This window comes from Pseudomonas sp. MWU16-30323, assembly GCF_020515595.1.
GTDB classification, from domain to species: Bacteria; Pseudomonadota; Gammaproteobacteria; order Pseudomonadales; family Pseudomonadaceae; genus Aquipseudomonas; species Aquipseudomonas yamanorum.
Window position 1 is genome coordinate 99750 of the sequence record NZ_JAIWYM010000014.1, and the last position, 22713, is coordinate 122462.

The window sequence follows — 22713 nt, forward strand, 5'->3', positions numbered from 1 at the left end:
GCGCCTGCCAGAGTTGTAGGTAATGTAGTAAGTTAGGCCGGTGAATATCATGCGAAGCACGCGCCAGTAGCGGAGCTTGCTTCAGAGGGTAGTTAATTGAACGATATGGCAAAGAATCTGATCCTGTGGTTGATCATCGCGGCTGTCCTTGTGACGGTGATGAACAACTTCTCCAGCCCTAACGAGCCGCAGACCCTCAACTATTCCGACTTCATCCAGCAAGTTAAGGATGGCAAGGTCGAGCGCGTAGCAGTTGATGGCTACGTGATTACCGGCAAGCGCAACGATGGCGACAGCTTCAAGACCATCCGTCCGGCAATCCAGGACAATGGCCTGATCGGCGACCTGGTGGATAACCACGTAGTCGTCGAGGGCAAGCAGCCTGAGCAGCAGAGCATCTGGACCCAGCTCCTGGTGGCCAGCTTCCCCATCCTCGTGATCATCGCCGTGTTCATGTTCTTCATGCGCCAGATGCAAGGTGGTGCGGGAGGCAAGGGCGGGCCGATGAGCTTCGGCAAGAGCAAGGCACGCCTGCTCTCCGAAGACCAGGTGAAAACTACCTTGGCTGACGTTGCCGGTTGCGACGAAGCGAAGGAAGAAGTGGGCGAACTGGTTGAATTCCTGCGTGATCCGGGCAAGTTCCAGCGCCTGGGCGGCCGTATTCCTCGCGGCGTGCTGATGGTTGGCCCGCCAGGTACCGGTAAAACCCTGCTGGCCAAGGCCATTGCCGGCGAAGCCAAAGTACCTTTCTTCACCATTTCCGGTTCCGATTTCGTCGAAATGTTCGTCGGTGTCGGTGCCAGCCGTGTTCGCGATATGTTCGAACAGGCCAAGAAACACGCGCCCTGCATCATCTTCATCGATGAAATCGACGCCGTTGGTCGCCATCGTGGCGCTGGCATGGGTGGCGGTCATGATGAGCGTGAGCAGACGCTTAACCAGTTGCTGGTTGAGATGGATGGTTTCGAAATGAACGACGGCATCATCGTGATCGCCGCCACCAACCGTCCAGACGTACTCGACCCTGCGCTGCTGCGTCCAGGCCGTTTCGACCGTCAGGTTGTGGTCGGTCTGCCGGACATCCGTGGTCGTGAACAAATTCTGAAAGTGCACATGCGCAAAGTGCCAATGGGCGACGACGTGGCTCCGGCCGTGATTGCCCGTGGCACTCCAGGCTTCTCCGGTGCCGACCTTGCCAACCTGGTGAACGAAGCGTCGCTGTTTGCCGCACGTACCGGCAAGCGCATCGTTGAAATGAAAGAGTTCGAACTGGCGAAAGACAAGATCATGATGGGCGCCGAGCGCAAGTCCATGGTCATGTCCGAGAAAGAGAAGCAGAACACTGCCTATCACGAAGCTGGTCACGCCATTGTTGGTCGCGTCGTGCCTGAGCATGACCCGGTCTACAAAGTGTCGATCATTCCTCGTGGCCGGGCGCTGGGCGTTACCATGTTCCTGCCGGAAGAGGATCGCTACAGCCTCTCCAAGCGAGCCTTGATCAGCCAGATCTGCTCGCTGTATGGCGGCCGGATCGCGGAAGAGATGACCCTGGGCTTTGATGGTGTTACCACCGGCGCGTCCAACGACATCATGCGTGCGAGTCAGATTGCACGGAACATGGTGACCAAGTGGGGTCTTTCGGAAAAACTCGGTCCTTTGATGTATGCCGAGGAAGAAGGCGAAGTATTCCTGGGTCGCGGCGGTGGCGGTCAAGCGGCCAGCTTCTCCGGTGAGACAGCCAAGCTGATCGACTCCGAAGTGCGCAGCATCATTGACCAATGCTACGGCACGGCCAAGCAGATCCTCACCGATAACCGCGACAAGCTCGACGCCATGGCTGACGCCCTGATGAAGTACGAGACCATTGATGCCGATCAGATCGACGACATCATGGCCGGTCGTACGCCTCGCGAGCCTCGCGATTGGGAAGGTGGTTCGGGTACTTCGGGCACGCCTCCAGTGGTACAGAACGAACGCCCTGAAGCTCCAATCGGCGGCCCGGCTGCTGACCATTAAGGTTTGAAATGACTTCTGCGTTGTCCTCGACCCGGTTGCCTTGCGGCAGCCGGGTTCTTGATTTGGCCCGTACGCACGTGATGGGCATTCTTAACGTAACCCCTGACTCCTTTTCCGATGGCGGTCGCTTCAGTCAGCTTGATGCTGCGTTGCGCCATGCGGAAGCCATGGTGGCTGCCGGGGCGACCTTGATTGACGTGGGCGGCGAGTCGACCCGTCCCGGGGCTCGCGCGGTTTCTCCCCTTGAGGAGTTGGAGCGTGTTGCGCCGATTGTCGAGCGCATCCATCGAGAGCTGGATGTCATCATCTCTGTCGACACCTCGACACCGGCCGTCATGCGTGAAACCGCGCGGTTGGGCGCAGGGTTGATCAACGATGTGCGTTCCCTGCAGCGCGATGGAGCTCTGGATGCGGCTGCCGCCACGGGGTTGCCGGTTTGCCTGATGCATATGCTCGGTGAGCCGGGCACCATGCAGGACGACCCGCATTACGACGACCTGGTCGGTGAAGTGAAAGATTTCCTTGCCGAGCGCATGGCTCAATGCGCCGCAGTGGGGATTGCCCCCGAGCGGATAATCCTCGATCCCGGATTTGGTTTTGCCAAGACCTTGCAGCACAATTTGAGCCTGTTCAAGCATATGGAATCCCTGAATGCCCTTGGTCGCCCTTTGTTGGTCGGGGTTTCGCGTAAGAGCATGATAGGTCTGGCCTTGAATCGTCCGGTGGGTGAGCGGCTGCATGGCGGCCTGGCACTTGCGGCACTTGCCGTGGTCAAGGGTGCACGTATTTTGCGCGTGCATGACGTGGCCGAGACGATAGATGTGGTGCGAATGATCGCAGCGGTTGAATCAGCCGAATAAGAATGATGGAGCACTTATGACTAAAAAGTATTTTGGCACCGATGGCATTCGCGGTCGGGTCGGCGAATTCCCGATTACTCCCGATTTCATGCTCAAGCTGGGCTGGGCTGCCGGTATGGCGTTCCGCAGCATGGGTGCCTGCCGCATCCTGGTGGGCAAGGACACGCGTATCTCGGGTTACATGTTTGAGTCGGCGCTGGAGGCAGGGCTGTCCGCTGCCGGCGCTGATGTGATGCTGCTGGGGCCGATGCCTACGCCAGCGATCGCTTACCTGACGCGGACCTTCCACGCTGAAGCCGGTATTGTGATCAGTGCTTCGCACAATCCTCACGATGACAACGGTATCAAGTTCTTCTCGGGCCAGGGCACCAAGCTGCCGGACGAGATCGAGCACATGATCGAAGAGTTGCTGGATGCGCCGATGACCGTCGTCGAGTCGAGCAAGCTGGGCAAGGTTTCGCGGATTAACGACGCTTCTGGTCGTTACATTGAATTCTGCAAAAGCAGCGTGCCGAGCAGTACCAATTTTGCCGGGCTGAAAGTCGTCATCGACTGCGCTCACGGTGCGACCTACAAGGTGGCGCCGAGTGTGTTCAAAGAGCTTGGCGCAAACGTTACTGTGCTGTCCGCCCAGCCGAATGGCTTGAACATCAACGACAATTGCGGCTCGACCCATATGGGGCAGTTGCAGGCGGCTGTGCTGGCTGAGCATGCTGACTTGGGTATCGCGTTCGATGGTGATGGTGATCGGGTCTTGATGGTCGATCATACGGGTGCAATTGTTGATGGTGACGACCTGTTGTTCATTATTGCCCGTGATCTGCACGAGCGTAACAAGCTGCAAGGTGGTGTCGTCGGCACCTTGATGAGCAATCTTGGCCTGGAGCTGGCCCTGGCAGATCTGGGTGTTCCGTTTGTGCGTGCCAATGTCGGTGACCGCTACGTGATCGCTGATCTGCTGGAGCGTAATTGGCAGGTGGGTGGTGAAAACTCCGGGCATATCGTCTGCTTCCAGCACACGACTACCGGGGATGCGATCATCGCGGCGCTGCAAGTGCTGCTGGCGCTGCGTCGTCGCGAAGAAAGCCTGGCCCAGGCACGGCAGGCGCTGCGCAAGTGCCCTCAAGTACTGCTCAACGTGCGCTTTGCAGGCGGTGACAACCCTATCGAGCATCCGGCTGTGAAAGAGGCCAGCGAGCGCGTCACTGCCGCCATGGCGGGTCGTGGCCGGGTCTTGTTGCGCAAGTCGGGCACAGAGCCTCTGGTGCGTGTCATGGTCGAAGGCGAGGACGAAACACAGGTTCGCGGCTATGCCGAAGAGCTGGCAAAACTGGTAACTGAAGTTTGCGCCTGAATTCGGCTTGCCAGTGATGATGTGGTTGGGTAACATCTGCGCCCACTTTGACCGACGAGGTACAGCATGCGTCGCACTATGGTAGCTGGTAACTGGAAGATGCACGGTACCCGCGCCAGTGTCGCTGAGCTGATCAACGGCCTTCGTCACTTGGCCTTGCCTAGCGGTGTTGATGTCGCGGTATTCCCGCCTTGTTTGTATATCAATCAAGTGATTGATGGCTTGAAAGGGAAGTCGATCCAGGTCGGCGCGCAGAACTCTGCGGTGGAATCCATGCAAGGTGCGTTGACTGGTGAGATTGCACCGAGTCAGCTGGTTGATGCAGGTTGTTCCCTGGTGCTTGTTGGGCACTCCGAGCGCCGCCAGATCATGGGCGAGCGTGATGGGACACTGAATCGCAAATTCGCAGCGGCACAGGCTTGTGGCTTGATTCCGGTGTTGTGCATAGGGGAGACCCTTGAGCAGCGTGAGTCCGGTAAAACTCTTGAAGTTGTCGGGCGTCAGCTGGGCAGCATCATCGAGGAGCTGGGAGTCGGTGCCTTTGCAAATGCAGTAATCGCTTACGAGCCGGTCTGGGCCATTGGCACCGGGCTGACTGCTTCGCCGCAACAGGCGCAGGATGTGCACGCAGCCATCCGCGCGCAGTTGGCGGCAGAGAATTCTGAGGTCGCGCAAGGTGTGCGGCTTCTATACGGCGGCAGCGTGAAGGCGGCCAATGCGGTCGAACTGTTCGGCATGCCGGATATCGATGGGGGGCTCATTGGTGGAGCTTCCCTGAATGCAGATGAGTTCGGTGCGATTTGTCGCGCCGCGGGAAACTGAAAAAATGCTGGAAACAGTCATCGTTGTTTTTCATCTGCTGGGTGCACTGGGCGTAGTTGCTCTGGTTTTGCTGCAGCAGGGTAAAGGTGCGGACGCTGGTGCGTCTTTCGGGGCAGGTGCTTCAAATACTGTGTTCGGAAGCCAAGGTTCCTCTACCTTTCTTAGTAAGTTTACTGCTATACTTGCCGCCGGTTTCTTCATAACCAGCTTAGGGTTAGGTTACTTTGCTAAAGAGAAAGCTCATGTGCTGACTCAAGTAGGTCTCCCAAACCCAGCAGTGTTGGAAGTACCAAAAGCAAAACCGGCTTCTGATGATGTCCCGGTGCTTCAAGAGCAAAAGTCGGCTACTCCAGCGACTGACGTACCTCCAGCTCAAGAGCAGAAGTAAGAAGGTTGTAAACGCTGTATTGCCGAGGTGGTGGAATTGGTAGACACGCAACCTTGAGGTGGTTGTGCCCATAGGGTGTAGGGGTTCGAGTCCCCTTCTCGGTACCAATTATCAGGAGAGCCCGCTGTTGCGGGCTTTCTTGTAGGTGGAAGGTTACATTGACCCTGTAAGGGATCGGTCGTATACTTCCGCCCCAGCTTTGTCGCGGGGTGGAGCAGTCTGGTAGCTCGTCGGGCTCATAACCCGAAGGTCGTCGGTTCAAATCCGGCCCCCGCAACCAGTTTTAGCGGAGCCCCTTTTAAGGGGCTTTTTGTTAGCTGGACACTTTCAACGCCGCTGTTCGACGGCGTTTCAAGGATGGGCGTTTCGCCCATTTTTTTATTTTGCACAGCATGCACATACATGCACGAGGGGGTTCAGGTGTCGAGCAAGCTAGAAGAGTTGCAGGCCTTGTTGGCCCCGGTGGTCGTGGCCCTAGGCTATGAATGCTGGGGTATTGAGTTTTCGGCTCAAGGTCGCCACTCAATGTTGCGCGTTTATATCGATAAAGAGGGCGGCGTGCTGGTGGACGATTGTGCCATTGTCAGCCGTCAGATCAGCGGTGTCCTGGATGTTGAAGATCCGATCTCCGTTGAATACACCCTCGAAGTTTCCTCGCCTGGCATGGAACGCCCACTGTTCACTATTGATCAGTTTGCAAAATTTGCCGGTGAACAAGTGAAGATCAAGCTGCGCTCTCCCTTTGAAGGGCGACGCAACTTTCAGGGCCTTCTGCGCGGTGTAGAAGAGCAGGACGTCGTGGTGCAGGTAGAAGACCATGAGTTCCTGTTGCCGATCGATATGATCGACAAGGCCAACATTATTCCCAGTTTTGACTGAGACGCGGATCCCGCGGATCCAATGGCTTGCGAAAGGCGAGGCGTACGATGAGCAAAGAAGTACTGCTGGTTGTTGAGTCGGTATCCAATGAAAAGGGCGTACCGGCAAACGTGATTTTTGAAGCGCTGGAGCTGGCTCTGGCCACTGCTACCAAAAAACGTTTTGAAGACGAAGTTGATCTGCGTGTGGAAATCAACCGCCACACCGGTGCCTACGAGACTTTCCGTCGCTGGACGGTCGTCGAAGAAGCCGATCTTGATGATCCGGCCATCGAAACCTGGCCGAGCAAGGTTGCTGAAACGCATCCGGGCGCACAGGTCGGTGATGTCGTCGAAGAAAAGATCGAATCCATCGAGTTCGGCCGCATCGCTGCACAGACTGCCAAGCAAGTCATCGTGCAGAAGGTCCGCGAAGCCGAGCGCGCTCAAGTCGTTGACGCTTATCGCGAGCGCCTGGGGGAAATCATCTCCGGCACCGTGAAAAAAGTCACCCGCGACAACGTGATCGTCGACCTGGGTAACAACGCTGAAGCGTTGCTGGCCCGCGAAGACATCATTTCCCGCGAAACTTTCCGGGTTGGTGTGCGCTTGCGTGCACTGCTCAAGGAAATCCGCACCGAGAACCGCGGCCCTCAGTTGATCCTGTCGCGTACCGCGCCGGAAATGCTGATCGAGTTGTTCCGCATCGAAGTGCCGGAAATTGCCGAAGGCCTGATCGAAGTCATGGCTGCGTCCCGCGATCCGGGTTCGCGCGCCAAGATCGCGGTCCGCTCCAAGGACAAACGCATCGACCCGCAGGGTGCTTGCATTGGTATGCGCGGTTCGCGCGTCCAGGCAGTGTCGGGCGAATTGGGCGGTGAGCGTGTGGACATCGTCCTGTGGGACGATAACCCGGCGCAGTTTGTGATCAATGCAATGTCGCCTGCTGAAGTGGCGGCAATTATCGTTGACGAGGATGCCCATGCAATGGACATCGCCGTTGGCGCAGACAATCTGGCTCAGGCCATCGGTCGCGGTGGTCAGAACGTACGTTTGGCCAGCCAGTTGACCGGCTGGACCCTGAACGTGATGACCGAATCGGACATCCAGGCTAAGCAGCAAGCAGAAACCGGTGACATCCTGCGCAACTTCATCGACGAGCTGGAAGTCGACGAAGACCTGGCACAGGTGCTGGTAGATGAAGGCTTCACCAGCCTGGAAGAGATTGCCTACGTACCGTTGGAAGAAATGCTCAACATCGACGGCTTTGACGAAGACACCGTCAACGAGCTTCGCGCTCGGGCCAAGGATCGTTTGTTGACTAAAGCCATCGCTACTGAGGAAAAGCTGGCAGACGCCCATCCGGCCGAAGACCTGCTCTCGCTTGAGGGTATGGACAAGGATTTGGCGATGGAACTGGCGGTGCGCGGCGTAATTACCCGCGAAGACCTGGCCGAGCAGTCTATTGACGACCTGCTCGACATCGACGGCATTGACGATGATCGTGCCGGCAAGTTGATCATGGCCGCCCGAGCCCATTGGTTCGAGTAATTAGGCGCGGCCTGAGGAGAGAAGTGCATGACGCAAGTCACGGTGAAACAACTGGCCGATGAGGTCAAAACACCGGTAGAGCGCCTGTTGCAGCAGATGCGTGAGGCAGGTCTGCCGCACACCGCCGCCGACGAAGGTGTGAGCGATAGTGAGAAGCAGTCTTTGCTGACTCACTTGAAGAGCAGCCACAAGGCGAAAGTGGAAGAACCGCGCAAGATTACATTGCAGCGCAAAACCACCAGCACCCTGCGTGTTGCTGGCAGCAAGAGCATCAGCGTTGAAGTACGCAAGAAGAAAGTCTTCGTACAGCGCAGCCCGGAAGAAATCGAAGCCGAGCGCAAACGCGAACTGGAAGAACGTCGCGCAGTAGAAAATGCTGCTCGTCAGAAGGCTGAAGAAGAAGCCAAGCGTCGCGCCGAAGAAGAAGCGCGTCGCCAGCCTGCTGCTGCGCAACCTGCTAACACTGAGGCCGTTGCTGCGCCTAGCGCGCCTGTTGAAGCTGTTCGTGAGGCCGCTCCGGTTGCCGCCGCGCCGGCTCCTGCAGCCGACGCTCGCAAACGCGAAGAACCTCGTCGTCCGGACAAACCACGTGCCGACGATAACAATCGTCGTGGCAGTGGTGATGGTGAGCGCAAAAACGCTCCACATCGTGCTTCGGTCAAAGAGAAGGCGCCAGCGCCACGCGTTGCTCCACGTACTACCGACGAAGAAAGCGACAGCTTCCGTCGCGGTGGTCGCGGCAAGGCCAAGCTGAAGAAACGCAACGCCCACGGTTTCCAGAGCCCAACCGGCCCTGTCGTGCGTGATGTGCAGATCGGCGAGACCATCACTGTTGGCGACCTCGCCAATCAGATGTCGGTCAAGGCTGCTGAAATCATCAAGTTCATGTTCAAACTGGGTACCCCAGCGACCATCAACCAGGTACTGGACCAGGAAACTGCCCAACTGGTTGCTGAAGAGCTGGGCCATAAAGTGACCCTGGTCAGTGACACCGCCCTGGAAGATTCCCTGGCCGAGTCCCTGAAGTTTGAAGGCGAGACTTTCTCCCGTGCGCCAGTCGTGACCGTAATGGGCCACGTTGACCATGGTAAGACCTCGCTGCTCGACTACATCCGTCGTGCCAAGGTAGCTGCAGGCGAAGCCGGCGGTATCACCCAGCACATCGGTGCATACCACGTTGAAACCGAACGCGGCATGGTCACCTTCCTCGACACCCCTGGTCACGCCGCGTTTACCGCCATGCGTGCCCGTGGTGCCAAGGCGACTGACATCGTGATCCTGGTAGTTGCAGCGGACGACGGCGTAATGCCGCAGACCATTGAAGCTGTCCAGCACGCCAAGGCCGCTGGTGTTCCACTGGTTGTTGCAGTGAACAAAATCGACAAGCCGGGCGCCGATCTTGATCGCATCCGTAGCGAACTGTCGGTTCACGGCGTGACTTCCGAAGAGTGGGGCGGTGATACGCCATTCGTTTCGGTTTCGGCGAAAGTCGGTACCGGTGTAGACGAACTGCTCGAAGCTGTTCTGCTGCAAGCCGAAGTTCTCGAACTGAAAGCCACTCCATCGGCCCCGGGTCGTGGTGTTGTGGTTGAATCGCGTCTCGACAAAGGTCGTGGCCCGGTTGCAACCGTTCTGGTTCAAGACGGTACCCTGCGCCAAGGCGACATGGTCCTGGTCGGTTCGAACTATGGCCGTGTACGTGCCATGCTCGACGAGAACGGCAAGCCAATCAAGGAAGCCGGTCCTTCCATCCCTGTCGAGATCCTCGGCCTGGACGGTACCCCGGACGCTGGCGACGAGATGAGCGTGCTGTCGGACGAGAAGAAAGCCCGTGAAGTGGCTCTGTTCCGTCAAGGCAAGTTCCGCGAAGTCAAGCTGGCCCGTGCTCACGCCGGCAAGCTGGAAAACATCTTCGAGAACATGGGCCAGGCAGAGAAGAAGACGCTTAACATCGTCCTCAAATCTGACGTTCGTGGTTCCCTCGAAGCGTTGAACGGCGCCTTGAACGGCCTGGGTAACGACGAAGTGCAAGTGCGTGTTGTCGGTGGCGGTGTCGGTGGTATCACCGAATCCGACGCCAACTTGGCACTGGCTTCCAACGCTGTACTGTTCGGCTTCAACGTGCGTGCCGATGCTGGCGCACGGAAGATCGTCGAGCAGGAAGGCCTGGACATGCGTTATTACAACGTCATCTACGACATCATCGAAGACGTCAAGAAAGCCCTCACCGGCATGCTTGGCAGCGACGTTCGGGAGAACATCCTGGGTGTGGCCGAGGTGCGTGACGTGTTCCGCTCGCCGAAATTCGGCGCGATCGCCGGTTGCATGGTTATCGAAGGTGTTGTGCACCGTAACCGTCCAATCCGTGTTCTGCGTGAAGACATCGTTATCTTCGAAGGCGAGCTGGAATCCCTGCGCCGCTTCAAGGATGACGCTTCCGAAGTACGTGCCGGCATGGAGTGCGGTATCGGCGTCAAGAGCTACAACGACGTCAAGGCGGGTGACAAGATCGAAGTCTACGAGAAGGTTCAGGTTGCTCGCAGCCTCTAACTCGCGCACTTCAAGGGCCACGCGGCGCCCGGGCATGCAAATGCCTGGCGCCGTGTTCGGACTCTAAACGCAACGCCCGGTCTGGCTTTTGTCAGGCCGGGCGTTTGCCGCTTTCAGACCCCACGGGTTTCACCGTGTGGCAGTAACAGGTAACAAGACATGGCAAAAGAATACAGCCGTACCCAACGTATCGGCGATCAGATGCAGCGCGAGCTGGCACAGCTGATCCGTCGTGAAGTAAAAGACCCACGTGTTGGCCTGGTCACCATCACCGCCGTTGAGGTCAGCCGTGACGTTGGTCACGCCAAGATCTTCATCACCGTGATGGGCCAGGACAGCAGCGAAGAAATCGCGCAAAGCATCAAGGTGCTCAACTCTGCCGCAGGCTTCCTGCGCATGCAGTTGGCCCGTGAAATGAAGCTGCGCAGCGTTCCACAGTTGCACTTCCACTACGACGAAAGCGTCGTGCGTGGTGCGCACCTGTCGGCACTGATCGAGCGGGCCGTGGCTGAAGACAATCAGCATCCGGTATCCGCCACGCCTGAAGACGCCAAGGAGTAATCGGTGGCTCAGGTCAAACGTATCCGTCGTAACGTCAGCGGCATCATTCTGCTCGACAAGCCCATTGGCTTTACCTCCAATGCGGCGTTGCAGAAGGTTCGCTGGCTGCTCAATGCCGAGAAGGCAGGGCACACCGGCAGCCTCGACCCCTTGGCCACCGGCGTGTTGCCGTTGTGCTTCGGCGAGGCCACCAAGTTTTCGCAATACCTGCTCGATTCCGACAAGGGTTACGAAACCCTGATGCAACTGGGCAAGACCACCACCACGGCAGACGCCGAAGGTGATGTTCTGCAGGTTCGCGAAGTGACCGTTGGTCGTGCTGATATCGAAGCGGCTTTGCCTGCTTTTCGTGGGCAAATCAGTCAGATACCGCCGATGTACTCGGCTCTCAAGCGTGATGGCCAGCCTCTTTACAAGCTGGCACGTGCAGGTGAAGTGGTGGAGCGCGAACCGCGTTCTGTTACTATTGCGCGCTTGGAATTGCTCGCCGCTGAAGGCGACACTGCCCGGTTGGCGGTGGACTGCAGCAAAGGCACCTATATCCGTACCCTCGTGGAAGATATCGGTGAGCTACTAGGCTGTGGCGCATACGTTGCAGAACTGCGACGCACCCAGGCAGGCCCTTTCACCCTGGCCCAGACGGTCACGCTGGAAGAGCTGGAAGCCGTACATGCCGAAGGCGGCAACGAAGCGGTTGATCGCTTCCTGATGCCATCGGACAGCGGTTTGCTGGATTGGCCATTGCTGCACTTTTCGGAGCATAGCGCGTTCTACTGGCTTAACGGCCAGCCAGTACGTGCACCGGATGCCCCGAAGTTCGGCATGGTGCGGGTACAAGATCACAACGGTCGCTTTATCGGTATCGGTGAAGTGAGCGAAGACGGGCGCATCGCGCCGCGTCGACTGATTCGGTCAGAATGACCGAACGAGGGTGGCTGTTAACAGGCATGGTCACTACTCATTTTTAGATACAGGGATTTGTCCCTGGCCTGTTGAAACCGCCCTTTGGGTGGTTTCCTGAAAAAAGGATTGCCTCATGGCTCTCGACGTTCAAGAAAAAGCTCAAATCGTAGCTGACTACCAGCAAGCTGTTGGTGACACTGGTTCGCCAGAAGTGCAAGTTGCACTGCTGACCCACAACATCAACAAGCTGCAAGGTCACTTCAAGGCCAACGGTAAAGATCACCACTCCCGTCGTGGTCTGATCCGCATGGTAAACCAGCGTCGTAAGCTGCTGGACTACCTGAAAGGCAAGGATCTGGGTCGTTATCAGACTCTGATCGGTCGCCTGGGTCTGCGTCGCTAATAAGCGATTGCGCTAGAGGTTGGTTGGCTGTCGTGTGTCAGTGGGTTTCCCGCTGGCCCATGGCAGGCTTCCAGCCTCAAGTTTTATCTGGATACACGTTTTACCCTGGACAGGCGTTGGGCCGATTCCCGACATTGCCCAAGAATTTCGCAAGAAGACAAGTTCCCCAAGAGCCACAAAGAAGGTAGGACACCGTGAACCCGGTTATCAAAAAATTCCAGTTCGGTCAGTCGACCGTTACCCTCGAGACAGGCCGTATCGCCCGTCAAGCCTCCGGCGCAGTGCTGGTCACCGTTGACGACGACGTCACCGTATTGGTGACCGTTGTAGGCGCCAAGACCGCTGATCCAAGCAAAGGCTTCTTCCCTCTTTCCGTTCACTACCAGGAAAAGACTTACGCTGCCGGTAAGATCCCTGGTGGTTTCTTCAAGCGTGAAGGCCGTCCTTCCGAGAAAGAAACCCTGACTTCCCGACTGATCGACCGTCCGATCCGTCCGCTGTTCCCAGAAGGCTTCATGAACGAAGTGCAGGTTGTCTGCACCGTCGTTTCCACCAGCAAGAAGACCGATCCGGACATCGCTGCGATGATCGGTACCTCGGCTGCCCTGGCCATCTCCGGTATTCCTTTCGATGGCCCGATCGGCGCTGCCCGCGTTGCATTCCACGAAAGCACCGGCTACCTGCTGAACCCGACTTACGAACAACAGAAAGCGTCGAGCCTGGACATGGTCGTTGCCGGTACTTCGGAAGCGGTGTTGATGGTTGAATCGGAAGCCAAAGAGCTGACCGAAGACCAGATGCTGGGCGCGGTACTGTTTGCTCACGACGAGTTCCAGGTTGTGATCAACGCTGTTAAAGAACTGGCCGCTGAAGCTGCCAAGCCAACCTGGACCTGGGCTCCTCAGCCAGAAGCTACCGCACTGTTGGGCGCTATCCGTTCCGAGTTCGGCACAGCCATCTCCGACGCCTACACCATCACCATCAAGGCCGACCGCTACGCTCGCCTGGGTGAGTTGAAGGACCAGGTTGTTGCCAAGCTGTCCGGTGAAGAAGGCCAGCCTTCTTCCAGCGAAGTCAAAGCAGCCTTCGGCGAAATCGAATACCGCACCGTTCGCGAAAACATCGTTAACGGCAAGCCTCGTATCGACGGTCGCGACACTCGCACTGTACGTCCGCTGAACATCGAAGTCGGCGTTCTGCCAAAAACCCACGGTTCGGCCCTGTTCACCCGTGGCGAAACCCAGGCTCTGGTTGTTGCAACACTGGGTACTGCCCGTGACGCACAGTTGCTGGACACCCTGGAAGGCGAGAAAAAAGACCCGTTCATGCTGCACTACAACTTCCCTCCGTTCTCGGTAGGTGAGTGTGGCCGCATGGGTGGCGCTGGTCGTCGCGAAATCGGTCACGGCCGTCTGGCCCGTCGTTCGATTGCAGCCATGCTGCCTGCCGCCGACGTGTTCCCGTACACCATTCGTGTTGTGTCGGAAATCACCGAGTCCAACGGTTCCAGCTCCATGGCTTCGGTCTGCGGTGCTTCCCTGGCTCTGATGGACGCCGGTGTACCGATGAAGGCACCGGTTGCCGGTATCGCCATGGGTCTGGTTAAAGAAGGCGAGAAGTTCGCCATCCTGACCGACATCCTGGGTGACGAAGACCACCTCGGCGACATGGACTTCAAAGTAGCCGGTACCGCCAAAGGTGTTACCGCGCTGCAGATGGACATCAAGATCAAAGGCATCACCGAAGAAATCATGGAGATCGCTCTGGGCCAAGCCCTGGAAGCGCGCCTGAATATCCTCGGTCAGATGAACCAGATCATTGGCCAGTCCCGTACCGAGCTGTCGGAAAATGCTCCGACCATGATCGCGATGAAAATCGACACCGACAAAATCCGTGATGTTATCGGTAAAGGCGGCGCGACGATTCGTGCGATCTGTGAAGAGACCAAGGCTTCGATCGACATCGAAGACGATGGCTCGATCAAGATCTTCGGCGAAACCAAGGAAGCGGCTGAAGCGGCACGTCAGCGCGTCCTGGGTATCACCGCTGAGGCCGAGATCGGCAAGATCTACGTCGGTAAGGTTGAGCGCATCGTCGACTTCGGCGCATTCGTCAACATCCTGCCTGGCAAGGACGGTCTGGTTCACATCTCCATGCTGAGCGATGCTCGCGTTGAGAAAGTGACCGACATCCTGAAAGAAGGCCAGGAAGTGGAAGTGCTGGTACTGGACGTGGACAACCGCGGCCGTATCAAGCTGTCCATCAAGGACGTAGCAGCAGCCAAGGCTTCGGGCGTTTAAATCACCCCGTCGCTGTACGCTGAAAAAGGACTCTTCGGAGTCCTTTTTTTATGTCTGCGGGAAAATGCCGGAAAATCAGGTGCTTACTAAAATCCAAAAGCCGCAACTTGCATGCAGGCACGATCGAATTCATGCAAGTTGCACGATTTCGAAAAAATGGTGATTTTATAAGTCGTTGTTTTATAACGGTTTAATATTGATTCGGGACTTGGCACACTGCCTGCAACAACCCTGTTAACGCTGCAGCATCAAGGTTCACACACTGCAGACTTTTAATAAAACAGGAGTTACTCGTATGAAGAAGTTCGCTCTCGCTACTGCTACCGCTCTGACCCTGGCCATGGGTGCTAACGTGGCCTTTGCACAGACTTCCCAAGCTCCAATGACTCTGGCAGCCGGTGAAGTGACCAAGGCTAAAGAGGCTACCTCGGATACCTGGATCACCACCAAAGTCAAATCCGACTTGCTGACCGAGAAAGGTATTCCAGGTTCGGACATCAAGGTTGAAACCAACAAAGGCGTGGTTTCCCTGTCCTCGACAGTGGCTATCTCCGACGCACAGAAAGCCACTGCTGTAGCGATCACCAAAAAAATCAAAGGCGTAACCGCCGTTTCGGCTGACGGCCTGATGGCTGGCGGCGCTACCAAGGCTGACAACGTCGACAAAACCAAAAGCGCAGCGGCTGACGCCAAAGAGTCCACCTCGGACACTTGGATTACCACCAAAGTGAAAGCTGACCTGGTAACCGAGAAAGGCATTCCTGGCACCGACATCAAAGTCGAAACCAACAAGGGTGTAGTTTCCCTGTCGTCGACCGTCGCAGTGACTGAAGCGCAGAAAACCACCGCGGTGAATATCACCAAGAAAATCAAAGGCGTTAAAGCTGTATCGGCCGATGGCCTGAAAGCAGAGTAACGCTTAGCGAATCGCCTGAACTAGGCAAGAGGCGGCCACGAGCGAGTTAGATATCCGCTCAATGCACCTCACAGGTTCATGCGACCGACCACACGGATGTGGTCATTACAGGCCCCGGCACTTGTGTCGGGGCCTGTTCTATTGCGGGTAGAAAAGCTTGGAGGGTAAGCGAGGCGCTTGTGGCGAGGGGGCTTGCCCCCTCGCCACGGGTAATCAACGGTTGCCGGATTATTCGGCATCCAGATGCATCGGTGTCACTACCCGACCATCTTTCTCCGCTTCCCCAAGATTGGCATCGATAAAGTAAACCCGCTCATCTTCCAGCTGGCCCTTGTCCACCAGGTAGTCCTTGATCGCACCGGCGCGGTCCTGGCCCAGTTGGCGCAGCAGCACGTCACTGCCACTCCAGAACTTGATTACGCTGTCCCGCAGCTTGGCGGTGCGCTCGTCATTGCTCAGGTCCTTCCACTCGGCCGGCGGCTGTTGTTTCAGGCGGGTACGGTAGATGCCTTCCAGCAGCGGCGCCTTTTCCTTTTCAGGGACTTCAAGCAGCGATGCCTGGGCCGGGACCTTATCGCCACGGCGCTGGAGGATCTTGTAGTAGTTGTACTGGTATTCGCGTTCCAGTCGCTGCGCGGCCAACAATGGGCCGTCACTGCTGGCAGCGGCGGTGCCTTCGATCTCCAGGCGCAGGGCAGGGCGCTCCTTGAGGGCCTTGGCCAGGCTGTCCAAGGCTGACTGGGAATCCTTGCTCAGCTCGCTGGAACCCGGGGCGAACGACACGTTGCCAAGGTCTTGAGCACCACTCCCGCTAATCAACCCGCCAATGAACTTGAAGGGCGCCGTGGCCGCGCGCACCACCAGGTTACGCAGGGTCTGCCAGACAATCGGCATCACGCTGAATTGGGGGTTGTTCAAGTCGCCGGTCACTGGCAGTTCGATCGAAATCTTGCCGTCGGAATCCTTGAGCAACGCAATCGCCAGGCGTATCGGCAGGTCCACCGCGTCTGCACTGTCGACCTTCTCACCCAGCTGCAGCTGCTCGACCACCACCTTGTTCTCGGCCTTCAACTGGCCCTTGGTGATGACGTAATGCAAGTCCAGGTTGAGGCGGCCCTTGCGGATGCGGAACCCGGCAAACTTGCCCGAGTACGGTGTCAGGGTGGTCAGTTCGACTCGTTTGAAGCTGGTGGCGATATCCAGTGCCGCCATCGGGTCAAACGGGTTCACGCTGCCCTTGATGGTCACCGGTGCATAACGGTCGACCTTGCCCTTGATGTCAACGCTGGCCGGCTTGGCCTGGCGACTGTCGATGGTGCCGATCTGGCCGTTGAGCTGTTGAATCGCCGTGGCGAAGTTCGGGGTCAGGCTGAAGTCGGCGAAGTTGGCCGAGCCGTCGTTGATCGCAATCTGACCAATATGAATCCCCAGAGGCTTCTCTTTGCTCGCCGCAGGTTTGGCTGCGGACTTGTTGCCACTGTTGGCCGGCTGCGGAATCAGCAAGTCATCGATGTTGGTAGTGCGGTCATCATTGATCATGAAACGTGCGTAGGGCTGCAACAGGTTGACCTTGTCGATCGACAGGCTGTCACCATGTTGATAATTCACGCCTTCCAGCACCAACCGCTGCCACTTGAGGAAGTCGCGGTTCTTCATGGTGTCCAGGGTGTGCAACTGGTCGACCTGTGCCCGGCCAGTTACCTGGAACGCCAGGGGCTCGGTGCTTTTCAGGTTCACGTCGAGGTTGCTGCCGAGCATGCCGCTACGCAGTTCCAGGCGGATAAACGGGCTGATGTAGGACTGGGCGACACGCAGGTCGATGTCCTTGGTATCCACTTTCAGCTTGGCGCTGACCGGGCTCAGGTTGACCTGGCCGGTAGCCTGGAGCTTGCCCTGTTTGCCTACGCCGGTATCGAGCTTGAGGGTAAACGGGCTTTGGTTGAGGCTGTCGAAACCCTGCAGGTCAACGTTCAGCGGGCCGACGTCCAGGGCGACGGCAGGTTTAGCCGAACGGTCCGCCAGATGCACTTGATAGTCACGCAGTTGCACGTCCTTGAGCAGCACTTGCCAAGGCTTGCTCGGCGCTGCCGGCGCTGGCTTTGGCGAGTCGGCGGTGGCGGGCGCAGTGGCAGGCTCAGCTGCGGGTGCAGGCTTGCTCGGCTGACTGGCAAACAGTTTCTGCCAATCCAGTTGGCCATCTGCTTCAAGGGCTGCCCAGGTTTCGAGCTTGTTGCTGCGGATCTTGCCAACGATCACTTGCTGTTTGGCCAGGTCTACCGTGGTCTCGCTGACGTCCAGCTTCTCCAGGCGCGCGAGTGGCCGGCCATCCGGCGCCTTGATCGCGAACGGCGCGACACTCAGGGCGACGTTGGTCAGATTCAGCTCGGTTTCCTTGGCCAGGCTCAGCGTGTAGTCGGTGCTGAAATTGAGGATGCCGTCTTCGAGAACCAGCGGTACCGCATCACGCACATACGGCCACCAGACTTTCATTTTGCCGTCGGTAACCTTGAGTTTGCCTTCGGAGGCAATCGGGATGAGGCTGAAGTTACCGGTCCAGTCGATGTGCCCGCCTTCCGGGCCCGCCGCCACCAAGGTCATGGCGGCGTTGTCATCGGGCAGCGTGCTGAGGTTTTTCAGCTCGAAATCCAGCTTGTCGTAGAGAAACTCGATGGGCTCGCTGGGACGCAAATCCTGGAAGTGCACATAACCGCCCGCCAGCTTGATGTTGTCGATGCGCAGCGGGAATGGTTTGGCGTTCGGGTCCGTTGGCGTCGGTTCGCTGGCTGGCAATTTGAACAGTTGCGCAAGGTTGAGCTGGCCGGATTTGTCGAACCGCAGTTCGGTCTTCGGCTTGTCGAGTTGTATATCGGCCAAGTGCAGGGCGCGGGTCCATAGGCTGTCGATCTGCAGGTTGGCGTACAGGCGTTCAAAGGCTACTTGCTCCTTGCCCGGTTCTCCGATGTTCAGGCCCCACACGGTCAGTTCGAGGCTGAACGGGTTGAGCTCAATACGCTCAATATGCGCCGGCACCGTGGCGTAATTGGCCAGCTGCTGGTTGGCCACGCGAAGGGCAATGCCGGGGAGAATAAGGAAGCCCAGCAAGCTGTACAGGGCCAGGGCGGTCAGCAAGGCGCCAGCGGCGCGAATCAATCCTTTGGGCATATGTGACGCCATCTATGTCGATCAAGAGTGCCTTGGAGTATGGCACGGGTTTACGGTTCCGAAGAACCGGGCCTTTATTCGGCGTACAGGCCCCTTTGGGACAAGTCTTACAGCTGCAGGATGAGGGTCTTCAGCGGTGGTTGTTGGTCGAGGGACGGGAAATCGGCGCCGGGTGTCATGATCTGCCAGTCGCGGACCGGCCGCCCGGCCTTTTCGGCGCAACGCAGGACCTGGTCGCGCCAGTCGTCCATGCCGACTTTTGCCAGGTTGTTGCAGCAGATCAGCACGCCGTTATCGGCAGTGGCCAGCAGCGCCGGCTTGAGCAGGCTCTGATAGTCGCGTAGCAGGTCAACGGTGCCGAAGGCGCTCTTGGCCCAGGCCGGCGGGTCGAGCAGCACCAGGTCGTATTGACGCTGGGCCAGGCGCGGATAACTCGGCAGTTTCTGGCCGCGACGCTGGCTGATGGGCAGGCCGGCCAGTTGGCGGATTGCCGGGAAGTAGTCGGACTGGACGAATTCCATGGTCGGCAATTGCGGATTGAGTTGCCCGTTTTCGCGACCGACCGCCAGGTTGCCCTCGGCAAAGTCCAGGTTGCACACCTCACGGGCACCACCGGCGGCGGCGCTCAGGCCTACGCCGCAGGTGTAGGCGAACAGGTTCAACACGCTTTTGCCGGCACTGTGTGCCTTGACCCAGCCGCGGGTGTTGCGCAGGTCCAGGAACAGCAGCGGGTCTTGCCCGGGATGGCGGCCGCGCACGCGGTAGTTGAGGCCCCACTCGTGGCCGATCAAGTCTTCCAGAGCAGCGGGCTCGGCACGGTAAACCGTGTCTTCACGGTCGATACGCGAGTTGCCCCGGGAGCGGTCGTTGTAGACCAGCAACAGCTCCAGCCCCAGGTGTTGGTTGATCGCCTGATGCAGCTGCAGCAGGTCGCCGCTCTCCAGTGACTGGTGAAAACTTTGCACCAGCAGTTGCGGGCCGTAGCGGTCGATCGTCAGGCCGCCAGCGCCTTCCTGGCTGCCGTGGAACAGGCGATAACAATCGGTGCCTTGTGCATGCAGCTCAGCGAGCAGCTCCTGGCGATGATCGAGGGCGGCGCGCAGCGCCTGATTCAAGGAAGACATAGTGCGCGCCTTGCAGAGTAATTGGGGCGCGGGAGTTTAACAGTTATGGCTCCAGCAGGCCCATTCGCCTGTGGGCCCGTTGCACCGAACCGTTGCGCATGGCCCACCGCAACAACGGCGCGCTGCGCCTGACCCCGGCGCGAATCATCTGGCGTTGCAGCGGGCTTTGCTTCTGCCCGAGCATGTCGCTGGCCCAGTCCGGCAGCAGGTCGATACCGGCCTGCATCATCAGTGAGCCAAACGGCTTGGCCAACGTACTCGGCGACGGCGCATTCAGCAGCAACCGCAGGACTTCGTGGCTGCGTTCGTCACACAGCAGTTGCGGGCGAATACGCTCAAGGTAATCGGAAATTTCCTGGCGTGAACGCGGCACATGGCGCGCGCCCAATTGCTCGGCCACCAGGGCGATTTCGCTGTAGTACCGGTCTTGATCCCTCGGAGATAAATCCGGGTTGCGATAACGCAGGTGGGCCGCCAGAAAGTTGCTGACCTCCGCCACATGCACCCAAGTCAGCAACTCGGGATCACTGGCGGCATACGGTCGGCCGTCCGGTGCATGGCCGACCACTTGCAGGTGAATGGTGCGCACTTTCTCGATCAGCCATTCGGCGTCGCGGCGCGAACCGAATGTGGTCCCGGAAATGAACTGCGAGGTACGCCGCAAACGCCCGAGCATGTCTTGTCGAAAGTTCGAATGGTCCCACACGCCGGCCAGGGCCAGCGGGTGCAATGCCTGCAGCATCAGCGCGCTGATGCCGCCGATCAACATGCTGCTGAAGTCACCATGGACCTTCCAGCTCACCGAGTTCGGCCCAAAGAGACCTGGATCACCCTTGGGGTTTTCCAGGTCGAGTTGACCCAGTGACAAGCCGGTCAGGCTCATCAGCTGGTTTTCGATGCGGCTGCGAATGAATTCCATGGGGTCCTATCGGTTGAGGCGCTTGTCGATCAGGCCATCCACCACGCTCGGGTCGGCCAGGGTGGAAGTATCCCCCAGGCTGTCCAGCTCGTTGCAGGCAATCTTGCGCAAAATCCGCCGCATGATCTTGCCTGAGCGGGTTTTCGGCAAGGCCGGTGCCCATTGAATCAGCTCGGGCTTGGCGAAACTGCCGATTTCCTTGCTCACCAGATCCAGCAGGTGTTTTTTCAGCGCGTCGTCGGGCTCGACGCCATTCATGGGCGTGACGAAAGCATAGATGCCCTGGCCTTTGACGTCGTGGGGATAGCCCACCACGGCGGCTTCGGCGACCTGATCATGCAACACCAGGGCGCTTTCCACCTCGGCGGTGCCGATACGGTGTCCGGACACGTTGATCACATCATCGATACGCCCGGTGATCCAGTAGTCGCCGTCCTCGTCTCGCCGGGCGCCGTCGCCGGTGAAGTAGTAGCCGGGATAGGGTTTGAAATAGGTGTCGATCATCCGCTGCGGGTCGCCGTACACGCTGCGAATCTGCCCCGGCCAACTGGATTTGATCGCCAGCACGCCGCTGCCGGCGCCGCTGATTTCCTTGCCTTGCTCATCCAGCAGTACGGGCACCACGCCAAACATGGGTTGGGTGGCGCAACCGGGCTTGATCCGTTGGGCGCTGACCAGCGGGCTGAGCATGATGCCGCCGGTTTCGGTCTGCCACCAGGTGTCGACAATCGGGCAGCGTTGTTCGCCCACTGCATTGAAGTACCAGTCCCAGGCCTCCGGGTTGATCGGTTCGCCGACACTGCCCAGCAGGCGCAGGCTGGCGCGGGACGTATTTTCCAGAGGGGCGTGGCCTTCACGCATCAGTGCGCGCAACGCGGTGGGCGCGGTGTAGAAGATATTGACCTGATGCTTGTCGATCACCTGCCAGAACCGCGAGCTGTCCGGATAACTCGGCACACCCTCGAACATCAGCGATGTGGCGCCGTTGGCCAGCGGCCCGTAGACGATATAACTGTGGCCGGTGACCCAGCCGACGTCGGCGGTGCACCAGAACACTTCGCCGTCGCGGTAGTCGAGCACGTACTTGAACGTCATCGCAGCCTGCAGCAGGTAGCCGCCGGTGGTGTGGAGCACGCCTTTGGGTTTGCCGGTGCTGCCGGAGGTGTAGAGGATGAACAGCGGGTCTTCCGCGTCCATCGGCTCGGGCGGGCAGTTATCGCTGGCTGCGTCCAAGGCCTGTTGATACTTGAGGTCGCGCCCTTCAGTCCAATTGACCGCCGCGCCGGTGCGCTGCACCACCAGTACTGTGCTGACGTCCGGGCAACTGGCCAGGGCCTTGTCGACATTTTGTTTCAGCGCTACCGGCTTGCCCCCGCGTACGCCTTCATCGGCGGTAATCACGGTACGACAGTCGGCGTCGAGAATGCGGTCGCGCAGGGCATCCGGCGAGAAACCACCAAACACCACCGAATGCACCGCGCCGATCCGCGTACAGGCCAGCATCGCGTAGGCCGCCTCGGGAATCATCGGCATGTAGATACACACCCGGTCGCCTTTCTTCACGCCACGGCTTTTCAGCACGTTGGCCAGCCGGCTGACGTTTTGGTGGAGTTGGCGGTAGGTAATTTTGGAAGACTTTGCAGGATCATCGCCTTCCCAGATGAAGGCCGGCTGGTCGGCACGGTGCGCCAGGTGACGGTCGATGCAGTTGTAACTGACGTTCAGTTGGCCGCCGGCAAACCATTGGGCGGCACCGGTCTTGATGTCGGATATCTGGACGGTCTGCCAAGGCGTGGACCAGTCGAGAAAGCGCTTGGCTTGCTCGGCCCAAAAGGTATCGGGTTGTTCGACGGATTGGCGGTAGAGACGCTGATAGTCCTCTTGACTGAGTTGCGCAGCCCGGCGGACGGCATCGGCGGTGGGGAACGTGCTGATATCGAACATGAGGGATCCTTATTCTTGTTTTTGCGACAAGCAATAAAGATGCACCCTGTGGCAGGTGGGTTCAAGGCCAACGTCCAAACAGA

17 protein-coding genes and 2 tRNA genes are annotated in these 22713 nt (G+C 58.4%); 15 read left to right on the top strand and 4 right to left on the bottom strand.

The features are described 5' to 3' along the window. The first annotated feature begins 105 nt into the window (after positions 1-105). The 15 genes from ftsH to LIY45_RS17870 all read left to right on the top strand — a co-directional run bounded on the left by ftsH (position 106) and on the right by LIY45_RS17870 (position 15481). Positions 106-2016 (top strand): ATP-dependent zinc metalloprotease FtsH, encoded by a 1911-nt coding sequence (gene ftsH / locus LIY45_RS17800; protein ID WP_017478564.1) that lies wholly within the window; start codon positions 106-108, stop codon positions 2014-2016. Between the two features lie 8 nt (positions 2017-2024). Continuing rightward, positions 2025-2876, top strand: a complete 852-nt coding sequence (gene folP, locus LIY45_RS17805) for a dihydropteroate synthase (RefSeq protein ID WP_226477079.1) — start codon at positions 2025-2027, stop codon at positions 2874-2876. A gap of 16 nt (positions 2877-2892) precedes the next feature. After that, complete coding sequence (glmM, locus tag LIY45_RS17810) at positions 2893-4230, top strand: phosphoglucosamine mutase (protein ID WP_226477080.1); 1338 nt, start codon at positions 2893-2895, stop codon at positions 4228-4230. Positions 4231-4296: 66 nt separating this feature from the next. Beyond that, positions 4297-5052, top strand: a complete 756-nt coding sequence (gene tpiA / locus LIY45_RS17815; RefSeq protein ID WP_026078117.1) for a triose-phosphate isomerase — start codon at positions 4297-4299, stop codon at positions 5050-5052. A 4-nt stretch (positions 5053-5056) separates the two neighbouring features. Then, positions 5057-5440 (top strand): preprotein translocase subunit SecG, encoded by a 384-nt coding sequence (gene secG, locus LIY45_RS17820; protein WP_026078118.1) that lies wholly within the window; start codon positions 5057-5059, stop codon positions 5438-5440. Positions 5441-5461: 21 nt separating this feature from the next. Then, positions 5462-5547: transfer RNA gene (locus tag LIY45_RS17825), tRNA-Leu, on the top strand. A gap of 96 nt (positions 5548-5643) precedes the next feature. After that, positions 5644-5720: transfer RNA gene (locus tag LIY45_RS17830), tRNA-Met, on the top strand. A 140-nt stretch (positions 5721-5860) separates the two neighbouring features. Further along, positions 5861-6319 (top strand): ribosome maturation factor RimP, encoded by a 459-nt coding sequence (gene rimP / locus LIY45_RS17835; RefSeq protein WP_003235029.1) that lies wholly within the window; start codon positions 5861-5863, stop codon positions 6317-6319. Positions 6320-6366: 47 nt separating this feature from the next. Continuing rightward, positions 6367-7848, top strand: coding sequence for a transcription termination factor NusA (nusA, locus tag LIY45_RS17840; protein WP_003212187.1), 1482 nt, complete (start codon positions 6367-6369; stop codon positions 7846-7848). Between the two features lie 27 nt (positions 7849-7875). Beyond that, positions 7876-10398: a translation initiation factor IF-2 gene (infB, locus tag LIY45_RS17845; RefSeq protein WP_003212186.1), complete on the top strand. Its 2523-nt coding sequence runs from the start codon at positions 7876-7878 to the stop codon at positions 10396-10398. Between the two features lie 159 nt (positions 10399-10557). Next, a complete protein-coding gene (gene rbfA / locus LIY45_RS17850; RefSeq protein ID WP_017478568.1) occupies positions 10558-10959 on the top strand; it encodes a 30S ribosome-binding factor RbfA in 402 nt (133 codons plus the stop codon). Between the two features lie 3 nt (positions 10960-10962). Continuing rightward, positions 10963-11880 (top strand): tRNA pseudouridine(55) synthase TruB, encoded by a 918-nt coding sequence (truB, locus tag LIY45_RS17855; RefSeq protein ID WP_017478569.1) that lies wholly within the window; start codon positions 10963-10965, stop codon positions 11878-11880. A 115-nt stretch (positions 11881-11995) separates the two neighbouring features. Next, positions 11996-12265, top strand: a complete 270-nt coding sequence (gene rpsO, locus LIY45_RS17860; RefSeq protein ID WP_003177875.1) for a 30S ribosomal protein S15 — start codon at positions 11996-11998, stop codon at positions 12263-12265. Between the two features lie 194 nt (positions 12266-12459). Next, a complete protein-coding gene (gene pnp, locus LIY45_RS17865) occupies positions 12460-14565 on the top strand; it encodes a polyribonucleotide nucleotidyltransferase (RefSeq protein ID WP_003212180.1) in 2106 nt (701 codons plus the stop codon). Between the two features lie 295 nt (positions 14566-14860). Next, positions 14861-15481, top strand: a complete 621-nt coding sequence (locus LIY45_RS17870; RefSeq protein WP_017478570.1) for a BON domain-containing protein — start codon at positions 14861-14863, stop codon at positions 15479-15481. Positions 15482-15709: 228 nt separating this feature from the next. Here the strand turns inward: LIY45_RS17870 and LIY45_RS17875 are convergent, their stop codons facing one another. The 4 genes from LIY45_RS17875 to acs all read right to left on the bottom strand — a co-directional run bounded on the left by LIY45_RS17875 (position 15710) and on the right by acs (position 22630). Further along, the gene (locus LIY45_RS17875; protein ID WP_226477081.1) at positions 15710-18643 is read right to left on the bottom strand and encodes a DUF748 domain-containing protein; all 2934 of its coding nucleotides are present in this window, start codon (positions 18641-18643) and stop codon (positions 15710-15712) included. Between the two features lie 107 nt (positions 18644-18750). Then, positions 18751-19767: a class I SAM-dependent methyltransferase gene (locus LIY45_RS17880; protein WP_226477082.1), complete on the bottom strand. Its 1017-nt coding sequence runs from the start codon at positions 19765-19767 to the stop codon at positions 18751-18753. Between the two features lie 43 nt (positions 19768-19810). Beyond that, positions 19811-20686: an oxygenase MpaB family protein gene (locus tag LIY45_RS17885; RefSeq protein ID WP_017478573.1), complete on the bottom strand. Its 876-nt coding sequence runs from the start codon at positions 20684-20686 to the stop codon at positions 19811-19813. A 6-nt stretch (positions 20687-20692) separates the two neighbouring features. After that, on the bottom strand, positions 20693-22630 hold the full coding sequence (gene acs / locus LIY45_RS17890; RefSeq protein ID WP_226477083.1) for an acetate--CoA ligase: 1938 nt from the start codon (positions 22628-22630) through the stop codon (positions 20693-20695). Between the last annotated feature and the right edge of the window lie 83 nt (positions 22631-22713).